The sequence below is a fragment of the Reyranella sp. genome, from assembly GCF_030651995.1.
Classification (GTDB): domain Bacteria; phylum Pseudomonadota; class Alphaproteobacteria; order Reyranellales; family Reyranellaceae; genus Reyranella.
Map to the genome: position 1 here is coordinate 68,227 of NZ_JAUSBN010000007.1, position 12,471 is coordinate 80,697.

Here is a 12,471-nt window from a genome sequence, read left to right on the forward strand (position 1 = left end):
GCAGGTCGAACGATGGCTTCCCCCGCCCGCCAGACCGACACGGCCACGCCACGGCCGCCGACGCCGGAGCCTCCGCCGCTCTATGCCCCGCGCGCCAGGGTCTATCCTCGCGCGGTCTCCGGGAAGTGGCGGCAGATCAAGTGGGCCACGCTGGTCGTGCTTCTCGGCCTCTACTATGTCGTGCCCTGGCTGCGCTGGGACCGCGGCCCCGGCGCCCCCTCGCAGGCCATCCTGATCGATCTCGACCATCGTCGCGGCTGGTTCTTCGACGTCGTCATCTGGCCGCAGGAAGTCTACTTCGTCACGGGCTTGCTGATCCTGGGCGCATTCGGCCTGTTCTTCGCCTCGTCCCTGTTCGGTCGCGTCTGGTGCGGCTTCACCTGCCCGCAGACTGTCTGGACCGACCTCTTCATGTGGGTCGAGCGGATGGTCGAGGGCGACCGGAACGAACGCATGCGGCTCGACCGCCAGCCGATGTCGGCGGGCAAGGCCGTCCGCAAGACGCTGAAGCACGCCGCTTGGCTGGCGATCGCTGCAGCCACCGGCGGCGCCTGGGTCTTCTACTATGTCGATGCCCCGACCACGCTGCTGAAGATCTTCCGCGGCGAGGCGTCGATGGAAGTCTATACCTTCGTCGGCCTGTTCACCGCCACAACCTATGTCCTGGCCGGCTGGGCGCGTGAGCAGGTCTGCACCTACATGTGCCCGTGGCCGCGCTTTCAGGCTGCTATGCTCGACGAGCAGAGCCTCATCGTCACCTATCAGAAGTGGCGCGGTGAACCGCGGGGCAAGCATAAGGCCGGCGACAGCTGGGCCGGCCGCGGCGACTGCATCGACTGCAATCTCTGCGTCGCCGTCTGTCCGACGGGCATCGACATCCGCGACGGCCAGCAGATCGAATGCATCGGCTGCGGCCTGTGTATCGATGCTTGCACGCAGACCATGGAAAAAGTCGGACGTCCGACCGGGCTCATCCGCTGGGATACGCTCGCCGCCCAGCAGGCGAAGGAGGCCCGCAGCGCGCCCGTCCCGTGGCGGCCCGTCCGGCCGCGCACCCTGCTCTACGCCGCGCTGCTCGGCATCGTCGCCATTGTCATGCTGGTGGCCTTCGCGCTGCGCGCCGACACCGAACTGACGGTCCAGCGCGACCGCAACCCGAACTTCGTACGCCTGTCGAACGGCGACATCCGCAACTCCTACGCCGTCAAGGTGCTCAACAAGCGCCGCACGCCCCGACACGTCCATCTCGAGATCGACGGCCTGCCGTCGGCCCAGCTGGGCTTTGTCGGCGCAGACGTCGAGGGCAGCGGTGCGACCGCGACGCTGTCAGTTCAGCCCGACACCGTGGGCACCTTCCGCGTCTTCGTGACGGTGCCTGCATCCGCCGCGCCCTCGGGCGCGAAGCCCATCACCTTCACCGTGCGCGACGAGGCCGGCGACGGGCGTGCCTCGCACGACGCCGTCTTCGTCGGCCCGGGACGTTGAGGACAGGATCATGAATACCACCGATGCCACGCGCAGCCGTTACATCCCCTGGCTCTTCGTCGCGGGGTTCGCGATCGTCTTCGCCGTCAATGCGACGATGATCGGGGCGGCGGTCGGATCCTTCTCCGGCCTCTACACGCCGAAGCCGCGCGACCGCGGCCTGCACTACAACGAGGTCATCGCGGCCCAGCAGGCCCGCGATGCGCTCGGCTGGCGGGTCGAGCCCACCTGGCAGCCCGGCACTGACAGTATCGAGATCGCCGTGTTCGATCGCGCCGGCCAGCCTCTCGCCGGCGCACAGGTTGCCGTGGCGCTGGTGCGACCGGCCGAGAGGGGCGCGGTGGTGGACGTTGCGATGGCCGCCGTCGATATCGGGCGACACGCCGGCCATGTCGCCCTGCCCGCGCGCGGCAACTGGGACGTCGATATCTCCGTCGAACAGGGCGGCCAGCGCTTTGCGCAGACTCGCCGGATGTTCCTCAGGTGACCGACGCGGCCCTCTTCGCGCCGTCCGTCGCCGCTCCCGCGGCTGTGCGGACATGCGCGCATTGTGGAGAGACGCTGCGGGGTGCGACGGACACGCTGTTCTGTTGTCCGGGCTGCGCCAGCGCCCATGCCATCATCGGCGCCGCCGGACTCGGCGCTTTCTATCGGCGGCTGGAAGAGACGCGTGCCCGCCGGCCTGAACCGCTCGAAATCGATTTCACCACCTATGCCAAGCCCGACGGGCACGGGGGCGCCTCGCTGGAGCTTCTGGTCGACGGCCTCGACTGCGCCGCCTGCGTCTGGCTGATCGAGAGCCTGCTGGCGCGCAATCCCACGGTCACCCGCGCGCGGGTCCATCTCTCGACACGGCGCCTCTCGCTGGCATGGCAGGGATCGATCGACGACGCCAACGGACATGCCGGCCTGGTCGCAGCCCTGGGCTTCCGGCTGGCGCCCTACGACACCATCGCCGCGGCGGCCGGTGACGATCGCGAGACCCGCGAGCTGCTGCGCGCCCTGGCAGTGGCAGGCTTCGCGGCGGCCAACGTGATGTTGCTCTCCGTCGGCGTCTGGGCGGGCCATGACGGCTCGATGGGCGATGCCACGCGGACGCTTTTTCACTGGCTGTCGGCGTCCATTGCCCTGCCGGCGGTCGCCTATGCCGGCCGGCCCTTCTTCCGCTCCGCCCTGAACGCGCTGCGTGCCGGGCGCACCAACATGGACGTTCCGATTTCGATCGGCGTCACGCTCGCCTGCATCGTCAGCCTGCACGAGGCGTGGGCCGGAGAGCAGCACGCCTATTTTGATTCGGCTATCACGCTGCTGTTCTTCCTGCTGATCGGACGCTACCTCGACCGCCGCGCCCGCGGGCGCGCGCGGCAGGCGGTGCATGCGCTGCTGGCGCTCTCCAGCCGCAGCGCGACGGTGGTCGGCGCCGATGGCAGCACGGCGTCACGTCGCGTCGACAGTCTCGTTCCCGGCGACGTGCTGCTGGTCGCCGCCGGTGAGCGGCTGGGCGCCGACGGCATCGTGAGCGAAGGCGTCTCCTCGCTGGATACGTCCCTGGTGACCGGCGAGAGCCTGCCGCAGCCGGCCTTTCCCGGCGTCAAGACCTTCGCCGGCACGATCAATCTCGGCGCGGTCCTGCGCGTTAAGGTCACGGCGGCGGCCGACAATACCCTGCTCTCGGAGATCGTGCGCCTGGTCGAGGCCGCGGAGCGCGGCCGCTCGCGTTTCGTCGCCATCGCCGATCGGGTCGCACGCGCCTATGCGCCCGTGGTGCACATGACGGCCCTGCTGACCTTCCTCGGCTGGACCCTGCTGGGTGGCCTCGCGTGGGACCGGGCGCTGCTGATCTCCACGGCCGTGCTGATCATCACCTGCCCCTGCGCGCTGGCTCTGGCGGTGCCGGTCGTCCAGGTCGTGGCCAGCACACGGCTGCTGCGATCCGGCATGCTGCTTCTGTCGCCGACCGCGCTGGAGCGCCTGGCACAGGTCGATCACGTGGTCTTCGACAAGACCGGCACGCTCACTCTCGGCAGACCCGAGCTCGTGGCGGCGCCGGAGGACCCCGGGGCCCGGCAGCTGGCCGCCTCGCTCGCGCTCAACTCCCGCCATCCGCTGGCCCGGGCCCTCGTGCGGGCTATCCCGGAGGCGATCCCGGCCGCGCGCGTCGTCGAACATCCGGGTGCGGGACTGGAGAGTGACGGCGTAAGGCTCGGGTCGGCCTCCTTCTGCGGGGTTGCGAATCCGCCGGATGACGGACGGTCTGAACTTTGGCTCTCTCAGCCGCACCGCTCGCCCGTGCGCTTTGCCTTCGCCGACCGGCTGCGGCCCGACGCGAGTGCGACGGTCGCCGCCCTGCGCCGCAGCGGCCTCGCTGTCGAAGTCCTGTCGGGCGACCGGCAGGCAGCGGTCGCCGAAGCGGCGGCAGCCGCCGGCATCGCCGAGTGGCGGTCCGGCGTCACGCCGGCGGAAAAGGCGCAGCGCCTCGCCGACCTTGCCGCGCAGGGCAAGCGCGTCCTGATGGTGGGCGACGGGTTGAACGATGCGCCGGCGCTCGCGGCCGCCCACGCCTCGATCTCGCCAACCACCGCGGCCGAGGCCACCCAGTCCGCCGCCGACGCCGTCTTCCAGGGCGATGCGCTCGGGCCGGTCGCCGAGATCCTGGACGTAGCGCGCCGCGCCGACCGGCTGGTTCGCCAGAACTTGACTTTGGCGCTCCTCTACAATCTCGGCGCCGTGCCGCTGGCGATCCTGGGCAGCGTCACGCCGCTGATCGCGGCCGTGGCGATGTCCTCGTCTTCCCTGCTGGTGATCGGCAATGCCCTGCGTCTCGGCGCCGGCGGAGCCAAAGGCCGGAGATCCTGATGGACAGTCTGCTCATCCTGGTGCCGGCGGCACTCATACTCGGCCTGCTCGCGCTCGCCGCCTTCCTCTGGGCGCTGCGCAACGGGCAGTACGACGACCCCGACGGCGCCGCCGGCCGCATTCTGTTCGATGACGACGACACAAGGAGCAAGTGATGTCTTACTGGATCATGGGAATCATGGCTGCCCTGATGGGCTTGGTCGGGCTGTTGATGGCGGGCGCCGCCAAGGATTCGGGTATTCTCGCCTTCGGCCTCGGCCTGTCGCTCTTCGGTGTCCTGTTCTGCTGGTTCATGATCAAGACCGCCTTCGACGAGGCCGAGCGGAACGCCGCCGAGGGCCGGTAGCCGGTATTGATCTGGATCATGGGCCGTTGAATTCTGACGGGCATAGTGAGCCATCGCCCAAGGAGAACTCATGCCGCTCAAGAAGATCATCCTCGAACTGGCCCGCACGCCCCAGTTTCCCAACGGCAGCTCGAACCATGGCTATGAGTTCGTCGCGCCGCTCGATGCGGAGGGTCACCTGCAGGCCGAGGGCTGGACCAAGCACAAGGCCGCGTGCACCGTGCGCCGCTTCTGGCAGGGTGCCGACGACGAAACCGGTCACCTGATCCATCGCCGGGACGGCAAGTGGGCCTTTTCCTACGAACCGGGCGACGACGACGACGAGCCGATCTTCCGCTTCGACACCCACCGGTTCGTGGTTGGCGAATACGTGTCCGTCACCGAGCATGACGGCGTCCAACGGCCGTTCAAGGTGGTCAAGGTCGACAATCGGGTTGTCTGAACCCATCGACAGGATTCGGCGGGAGCAGCCCGGATACGGGCGCTCCCCGAGCCCAACTCGCTGCTGCCCGGCATCGGCGGCGAGCTGTCGGCAGGCGAGGCCCTCGGGTTTTAGTTCGGGATTTCCCGTGCCACGGTCTGGCCGAGTGCTTCCCTGCAGTTCTGCCCTTTGAGCGGCACGCGCAACTTCCAGCACATCGTTTCGTTGTCCCTGGTGACGCCGGCATTGCAGTAGAAGACTTCTCTCTTCTTCTGCAGCCAAACGCCGCCCGGGACGGCTGCCTTGACTACGTAGTTTCGACCCAGCAAGTCGGCGGCCGATATTCCGGGCTGCGCTTCATGCTGAGAAGTGCACGTCGCAAGCACCCCACCAGGGCTTTTCTGGGACGTTGCTTCCGACTGGGCCTGAACGCTGGCCGTTCCCAGAGTGGTGGCGAGAATGACCACAACAAGTCGAAGTCTGGACATTCAGTGCAGCCCCTCTTCCATTATGCCGCTTTCCCAATCGCCTGATGCTCCGCGCAGAACGGACGGCGTGACCGTCGGATAACGTCACCGGCGGGCCTCCTTCCCTTCATTCACCCACTTCCCGTCTCTGGCAGTGGCGCGAGTCGGGAGTCGGAGAACTGTGGTTCAGTCCCCGACTCCCCCATTGAGACCTCAGAGTATGAAGAAGTCTTCGTGCGTGAGGAGCGTACCTGCGGTCACAGACGCGAACTGCACCGCCGCACCGCCGCCGTTGCCATCCGCGTCATACATGACGTGACCGGAGGCCTGGTCATAGACGATCCGCTGGTCGGCATCGGTCGCACTCGCGCCGACATGGAACGCACTTTCTGCCAGGGCACCGGCGCTGATCTGCGTGAACACCGATTGGGCCAGGTTGAACACATCGTTCCCAACACCAAAGTCGGTGATCTGGTCGACATTGGTCGTGCCGTTGAGGGCAGTGTTGAAGACGAACGTGTCGTTTCCGTCACCGCCCGTCAACGTGTCGTTGCCCGCCCCGCCGTTGATCTGGTTGTTCCCGGCGTTACCATTGATGGTGTTGGCCAACCCGTTGCCGGCGCCGTTGATGTTGCCATCGCCGGTCAGCGTCAGGTTCTCGACGTTGCTCACCAATGCGTAGTCGATCGACGCAAACACGGCATCAATGCCAGGGCCGCCGCTCTCGCTGACAAAGTCGCCGGCATCGTCGACGAAGTAGGTGTCGTTGCCGCTGCCGCCGAGAAGCAGATCCGCGCCAGCACCGCCGTCGAGCGTGTCGTTTCCAATCCCACCCGTGAGGATGTCATTGCCATCACCACCCTCGAGGATGTCGTCACCGCTCCCGCCGTCGAGCTCATTGTCCTGGGCATTGCCGATGATGGTATTCGCAGCATCGTTACCCGTGCCGTAAATGGCATCACTGGTCAGCGTCAGATTCTCGACGTTGAGGCCCAGAACGTAGGAGATGGACGATTGCACCGTGTCGGTGCCGGCATCCGCCGCCTCCGTCACCTCGTCGTCCTCGTCATCGACCACGTAGGTGTCGTCGCCCAGGCCGCCCGCCATCGTATCGGCACCTGCCCCGCCATCGAGCAGGTTGGCCCCGTCGTTGCCGGTCAGTTCATTGGCCAGGTCATTGCCCGTGCCGTCGATGTCGGCCGTGCCCGTCAGCGTCAGGTTCTCGACGTTGGCGGTCAGCGTGTAGCTGGCCGAGGATCGCACCAGATCCGTGCCTTCGCCCTCCTCCTCCACCACCACGTCGCCCGTGACGTCGACCACATAGGTGTCGTCGCCGAGGCCACCAGCCATCGTGTCGATGCCGCCCAGCCCGTCGAGCACGTTGTTGCCCGAGTTACCGGTCAGGACGTTGGCTACGCCGTTGCCCGTGCCGTGGATGTCGGCCGTGCCCGTCAGCGTCAGGTTCTCGACGTTGGCCGACAGCGTGTAGGTAGCGGATGCCCGCACCAGGTCCGTGCCGGCATCGTCACCCTCCGTCACCACGTCGTCGGAGCTGTCGACGATGTAGGTGTCACTGCCAAGACCGCCGATCATCGTGTCGGCACCCGCCCCACCGTCGAGCACGTTGTCGTTGGCGTTGCCGGTCAACACGTTGTTCAGCGCGTTGCCTGTGCCGTCCGCCGCCTCGCCGGTGAGGGTGAGGTTCTCGAGGTTGTCGCCGAGCGTGTAGTCGATCGACGACTGCACCGTGTCGGTGCCGGCATCCGCCGCCTCCGTCACCACGTCGCCCTCGTCGTCGACCACGTAGGTGTCGTCGCCCAGGCCACCCGCCATCGTGTCGGCGCCCGTGCCGCCGTCGAGCAGGTCGTTGCCCGTGTCGCCGACATACCCCCCGCCAGCCTTGTCGTGGCCGTAGAGCTCGTCGTCGCCCGCGCCGCCGAACAGCTGGTCGTCGCCGCCCTTGCCGATCAGCCGGTCCTCGGCGTCCGTGCCCGTGATCGTCTGGTTCGTCACCGCCTGCACGGGCTTGTCACCCTGCAGTTCCGTCGCGATCGTCCCGGACGGCAGCACGATGTCGAACTCCGACGCATCGACGTTGCCCAGGATGCCGTCGATGTCCGCGTAGTTGAAGACCGCCAGGCCGTTCTTGTGCAGCCAGCCCGTCATCGTCACCCCGGCCAGCGTCACGGTGCCCATCGCCACCGCGCCGCCCGCCAGCGCCCCGTTGCGCGTCCCCGTCAGCTCGATCCCGTAGTCCGGCCGCAGGTTCACCGCCGTGGCCGGCGCCGAGCCCTCGATCGTGACGTCCTGGATCAGCGCATTGCCGCTGAAGTTGAACAGCTTGATGTGCGACGAGCCGTTCGCCCCGTTGTAGCCGTTGTGCGAGAAGCTGCTGTCGGTCACCACGAGGTTGGCAACCGCTACGCCCGAAGGCGCCGCTCCCGACTCGTTGTCGCCCTCGACATAGAGGCCGTAGGAGCCCGCGTCCCGCACCTCCAGCCCGTCCAGCGTCAGGGTGCCGATGTCGGCATCCTCCGTGACGTACACGCCGATCCCCTGGTTCGGCAGCGCCGCCGCTCCCGCCACCTCGATCCCCAGGATCGACACGCTCCCGCCCTCGAAGTCGCCGGTCAGCGTGATCGCGTTGGTGCCGGCCGGAGCCTGCACCACGACGTTCTCGCCCGCCGCCTGCAAGGTGATCGCCTTGCCCGAGATCGACAGCGCTTCGGTGTACGTCCCGTCCGCGATCAGGATCGTGTCGCCATCCGCCGAGGCCTCGATCGCCGCCTGGATCGTCTCGTAGCCGCCATTGCCGACCAGCAGGATCTGGCCGTCGGGGGTATCGTCCACTCGCGCGATCTGCGAGAGCGTATCGGTGCCTTGGCCGTCGGCCGTCACCGTCCAGCCCCCGCCCGATGCCGTAATCGTCGCAGTGCCACCATAGACCGCGGTGTCGATGCCGCCGCCGCCGATCAGGGTGTCGTTGCCATCGCCGCCCGCGAGGACGTTGTCGCCCGAGTTGCCGGTCAGGGAATCGGCCCCGCTGCCGCCGGTGACGTTCTCGACGCCTGCGATGGAGGTGAAGCCCGTTGCCGACCCGGTCCCCAGGTCGACCGTCACGCCTTCCGTCGTACCCTCGTAGCTCAGCGCGTCGCCGGCCTCCCCGCCCAGGTCGAGGGTGATGTTCTCGATGCTCGTCAGGGTCTCGCCCGGATTGGTCAGCTGCCCGCCGCTCACGATCGCCGTGAAGCTGTCGTTGCCGTCCGTGCCGACCAACTGCAGCGTATCCATGCCGGCGCCGCCGTCGATCGTATCGACGCCTTCACCCACCACCTCGACGAAGGTGTCGTCGCCCGCGCCGCCGGACAGGTCATCTTCACCCGTCCCGCCGATGATCGTGTCGTTGCCGTCGCCGCCCAGGATGGTGTCGTTCCCCTCGAGGCCCGACAGGACGTTGTCGCCGCTGTTGCCGGTGATGACGTTGGCCAGGTCGTTGCCCGTTCCCGAAGCGTTGTGCGCCACCGTGCTGCTAAGGTCGTCGAAATAGAATCCCTGATTCTGGCCACCAGGCCCGTCCGTCGGCTGGCCCGCGTTGCTGCCCCGGAAGATTACCCGGGCAGTCTGATTGGCCTCGGCGTTCGCCTCGTGGCTCCCACCCAGCGCGTCGCGGTAGTTCTCGAAGGTCGTCGTGGTGCCGATCAGCGCGCCGTCGAGGTAGACTTGGACCACGTCATTGTCCGCGCCGTCGACATAGGTCAGCCGCAGCTCGATCTCGTGCCAGATGCTCGCATCGACGTCCGAGATCAGCTCCCGATTGCCGGTGAACGCCGTGAAGACGTTGTTCGACCATTGCCCGTCGAGTTGCGGCTCGTTGACCGCGATGCGCAGGCCACCGCCGGCTACCGACTCGATCACCATGAAGTTGTTGCGATCGGTGCCGCCGGTATTGGCGAAGTCGACCTCGAGGCGCGAGTTGTCAGGGGTCTCGCTGACGGCCTTGACGCGGAACTTGACGGACTGGAACTCGCCGTCCGCCGTCGTCTGCGGCTCACCCGCACTCACGCTCAGCGACGGCGAATAGGGGCCGCCGAAATCGCCAGAAGCCGGATCGCTCGAGATTCGCCACACCTGGTTGCCGTCCAGGTCGGCGACCGCCTGATCGTCGGCCGTGCCCACGTCCTTCCAGCCGTCCTCACCATTCGAGATCGGCCCAAGTGCCATGTCGTCGAAGGTCTGGGTATCGCTCCCGAGGTCCACCAGCGTCAGGTTCTCGACGTTGGCCGCCAACGTATGGCTGTCCGCCGTGATCACCGTGTCGGTGCCTTCGCCAGCCGCCTCCACCGTGGTGTCGCCAGCATTGTCCACCATGTAGGTGTCGTCACCCTCTCCGCCCGACATCGCATCGGCACCCGCGCCGCCGTCCAGCACGTCGTTGCCGGCACCGCCGTCGATCGTGTCGTCGCCGCTCGCCGTCGTGATGCTGTCGTTGCCGTCGGTTCCGGTGACGTCGATCGCGCCGGTCGAGGTCGCGCCGTCCTGCGCCACGAACGTCGTGTCGCCTGCCGCCATGTCGACCGTCAGCAGCGACTTCGAGACGTTGTTGGCGTCGGCGACCAGCGCGTCGTCGACACTGACGCCGCTGACCTCGACATCCGGTCCGGTCACATTCGCCGCAGAGTTGGCCTTGTTCGGCTCGCCGACCCGGATGCCGACCGACGTCCCGGTGATCGTGCCGTCGCGGACGATGACCGCGCCGTCGAACGACGCACCTTCCGAACTGTAGCTCGGCGCGTCGTCGCGCGCCTTGATGGCGATCGCCGCGCCGCCAAAATGAGGCGCCGCCGCACCGCCCTGGTTCGAGGAACCGACGTTGGTGAAGGTGAAGTCCTCGATCGTGATGTCCGAATACGAGGCGTTCTCGCCCTCGTGGTCCCACTTCAGGTTGATGTCGATGCCCCCACCGAAGCCGCCCAGGTTGCCGTTGGCGAGCGTGCCGCCGAACGCCGGGCCACGGCCCAGCTCGCCGACGTCCGTCATCGTGATGCCGGTGATCAGGGCGTCGGACAGGGTCTCGACGTAGATGCCCTTCTGCGTCAGGTCCGAGAAGCTCGTCCCGCTGATCGTGAGCCCGTCGAGGTCGCGGCCCGCCGCGCTCTCCTTCGCGATGTACATGCCGAAGCTGCTGTCCGTGATCTCGCCGCCCGTCACGGTCAGATCGGTCACCGCCGCACCCGACCCCTTGCGGATGCCGGTCACCGTCTCGGTGATCGTCATGCCCGTCAGGCTCGCGCCGTCGGTCCCGTTGGCCAGTTCGACGCCCGTGTTGTAGCCCCGCACCTCCAGGTTCTGGATGGTCACCCCGTCCGCCTGGATGGTGATGCCCGCCCCGGACGCCCCGCTGTAGGCGGTCGTGCGGAACAGGTAGTCACTCACCGATTCGTCGGCGCCGATGCTCGTCGCCGGATTCCCCGTCGTGTTGTCCGCTCGGAACGTCCCCTGCAGGACCGCCCCTTCCTCCGCCACGATCGTCAGGCCGTTCACGTCGACCGTCACGTTGCCGCTGTACGTCCCCGCAGAAATGAGGATCGTGTCGCCGTCGGCCGCAGCATCGATCGCCGCCTGGATCGTCTCGTACGTGCCGCCGCCGCTGATGGTGATGGACATTTTTTGACCCCGTGAGGTGTGTGAACTGGAAGCCGAGCCGCGTTAAATGGCCTGGGTCATCTGCCCAGGTTGATGTCCGTGGATTTGAGAAGAGCGTCGAACCTGTCTTTGTCCGCCTTCATCAAGGCGGCGAACTGCCTGGAGTCGCTCACCAGGGTTTCCATTCCCTGTTCGGCGAGCTGCCGGTCGATCGCCGGCTTCGCGAGGATCTTCGCGATCTCGGCCGACAAACGGTCGGCGACGTCCTGCGGCGTTCGAGGTGGAGCGAGGAGGCCGAACCAGATCTTCAGCTGATAGCCACCCACACCACCTTCGGCGAAGGTGGGAACGTCCGGCAGGACCTTCGAACGGCGCTCGCCGCCGTACCCCAGCGCCTTCAGTCGGCCTTCCCGAATGAGGCTCAGGACCGCCAGGGGGCCCTGAAAGGACAGGTCGAGATGCCCCCCGAGGAGGTCGACCAGAGCAGGCGCCGCGCCCTTGTACGGCACATGATTGATACTCACCCCCGCACGGGCGTTGAAAAGGGCGCCGGCCAGATGGGACGCGGAAAATTCGCCCGCCGATCCGAAATTGAGCCGACCTGGTTTCTCCATGGCCAATGCAATCAGCTCCTGCAGATTGCTCGCACGTAACGATGGGTTGGCGACGAGGACGAACTCATTGCTTGCGATCGTGGCCACAGGCACGAAATCATTGAGTGGATCGTAGGGAGTCTTCCGCGAAGTGCTTGGAATGACGTGGGAAGCCGTAACGAGCAGAAGTTTGGAACCATCCGCGTCCGCGCGGGTGAACGCCTCGGCGGCAGCAAGCGCTCCGCCTGCAGGCCTGCCGACTACAATCACCGGTTGGCGCCGATGTTCTCGCAGTTCCGCAGCAATGACTCGAGCCAGCGAGTCGGCCACGGACCCCGGAGAATAGGGAACGATGATCTGCAGAGGACCGTTCGGACGACTCTGCGCACTGGCCGCGGCACCGGCAGAAGTCCAGAAAAGCGCCGAAAATAGGACCGTTAAGACGGTCGCGAAGTTCATAGATCGCCCCCTGCCCGGGCAAACACACCGGCTCAAAGTTCTCGATTGTGTTTGCTTCCCACCACTTCCCTGAAGAGCCGTCCGCTGGCGCGGAGCACGCTCGCCGACACTCCCCAGCGCGGCAGTGGGATTCGTAAGAGAACGATACAACCTAGACAATACATAGTCCGTGATACTACTATGCGTGATCTGAATAGTGGT

9 protein-coding genes are annotated in these 12,471 nt (G+C 66.9%); 6 read left to right on the forward strand and 3 right to left on the reverse strand.

Features of this window, described 5'->3' with window-relative positions; all coding sequences use genetic code 11:
* Positions 1-12: 12 nt before the first annotated feature.
* The 6 genes from ccoG (at position 13) to Q7V45_RS02420 (ending at position 5,129) form a co-directional block, all read left to right on the forward strand.
* Positions 13-1,485, forward strand: a complete 1,473-nt coding sequence (gene ccoG, locus Q7V45_RS02395) for a cytochrome c oxidase accessory protein CcoG (protein ID WP_304846354.1) — start codon at positions 13-15, stop codon at positions 1,483-1,485.
* A 10-nt stretch (positions 1,486-1,495) separates the two neighbouring features.
* A complete protein-coding gene (locus Q7V45_RS02400) occupies positions 1,496-1,972 on the forward strand; it encodes a FixH family protein (protein ID WP_304846357.1) in 477 nt (158 codons plus the stop codon).
* Positions 1,969-4,341 (forward strand): copper-translocating P-type ATPase, encoded by a 2,373-nt coding sequence (locus Q7V45_RS02405; protein WP_304846360.1) that lies wholly within the window; start codon positions 1,969-1,971, stop codon positions 4,339-4,341. Before Q7V45_RS02400 ends, Q7V45_RS02405 begins: the two co-directional genes overlap by 4 nt.
* Complete coding sequence (gene ccoS, locus Q7V45_RS02410) at positions 4,341-4,496, forward strand: cbb3-type cytochrome oxidase assembly protein CcoS (RefSeq protein ID WP_304846365.1); 156 nt, start codon at positions 4,341-4,343, stop codon at positions 4,494-4,496. Before Q7V45_RS02405 ends, ccoS begins: the two co-directional genes overlap by 1 nt.
* Entirely contained in the window at positions 4,496-4,687 is a 192-nt protein-coding gene (locus Q7V45_RS02415; RefSeq protein ID WP_304846368.1) for a hypothetical protein, read from the forward strand. The genes ccoS and Q7V45_RS02415 overlap by 1 nt, the downstream gene beginning before the upstream one ends.
* Positions 4,688-4,757: 70 nt before the next feature.
* Entirely contained in the window at positions 4,758-5,129 is a 372-nt protein-coding gene (locus tag Q7V45_RS02420; RefSeq protein ID WP_304846371.1) for a hypothetical protein, read from the forward strand.
* 110 nt (positions 5,130-5,239) lie between these two features.
* On the opposite strand, the gene Q7V45_RS02425 is transcribed toward Q7V45_RS02420, so the two are convergent.
* The 3 genes from Q7V45_RS02425 to Q7V45_RS02435 all read right to left on the reverse strand — a co-directional run bounded on the left by Q7V45_RS02425 (position 5,240) and on the right by Q7V45_RS02435 (position 12,270).
* Complete coding sequence (locus tag Q7V45_RS02425) at positions 5,240-5,596, reverse strand: hypothetical protein (protein WP_304846374.1); 357 nt, start codon at positions 5,594-5,596, stop codon at positions 5,240-5,242.
* 192 nt (positions 5,597-5,788) lie between these two features.
* A complete protein-coding gene (locus Q7V45_RS02430; protein ID WP_304846377.1) occupies positions 5,789-11,239 on the reverse strand; it encodes a hypothetical protein in 5,451 nt (1,816 codons plus the stop codon).
* 56 nt (positions 11,240-11,295) lie between these two features.
* Positions 11,296-12,270: a tripartite tricarboxylate transporter substrate-binding protein gene (locus Q7V45_RS02435; protein ID WP_304846380.1), complete on the reverse strand. Its 975-nt coding sequence runs from the start codon at positions 12,268-12,270 to the stop codon at positions 11,296-11,298.
* Positions 12,271-12,471: the final 201 nt, after the last annotated feature.

Coding starts and splice junctions, on each gene's coding strand:
- ccoG (WP_304846354.1), top strand. CDS start 13: ATGGCTTCCCCCGCCCGCCAGACCGACACGGCCACGCCACGGCCGCCG.
- Q7V45_RS02400 (WP_304846357.1), top strand. CDS start 1,496: ATGAATACCACCGATGCCACGCGCAGCCGTTACATCCCCTGGCTCTTC.
- ccoS (WP_304846365.1), top strand. CDS start 4,341: ATGGACAGTCTGCTCATCCTGGTGCCGGCGGCACTCATACTCGGCCTG.
- Q7V45_RS02415 (WP_304846368.1), top strand. CDS start 4,496: ATGTCTTACTGGATCATGGGAATCATGGCTGCCCTGATGGGCTTGGTC.
- Q7V45_RS02420 (WP_304846371.1), top strand. CDS start 4,758: ATGCCGCTCAAGAAGATCATCCTCGAACTGGCCCGCACGCCCCAGTTT.
- Q7V45_RS02425 (WP_304846374.1), bottom strand. CDS start 5,596: ATGTCCAGACTTCGACTTGTTGTGGTCATTCTCGCCACCACTCTGGGA.
- Q7V45_RS02430 (WP_304846377.1), bottom strand. CDS start 11,239: ATGTCCATCACCATCAGCGGCGGCGGCACGTACGAGACGATCCAGGCG.
- Q7V45_RS02435 (WP_304846380.1), bottom strand. CDS start 12,270: ATGAACTTCGCGACCGTCTTAACGGTCCTATTTTCGGCGCTTTTCTGG.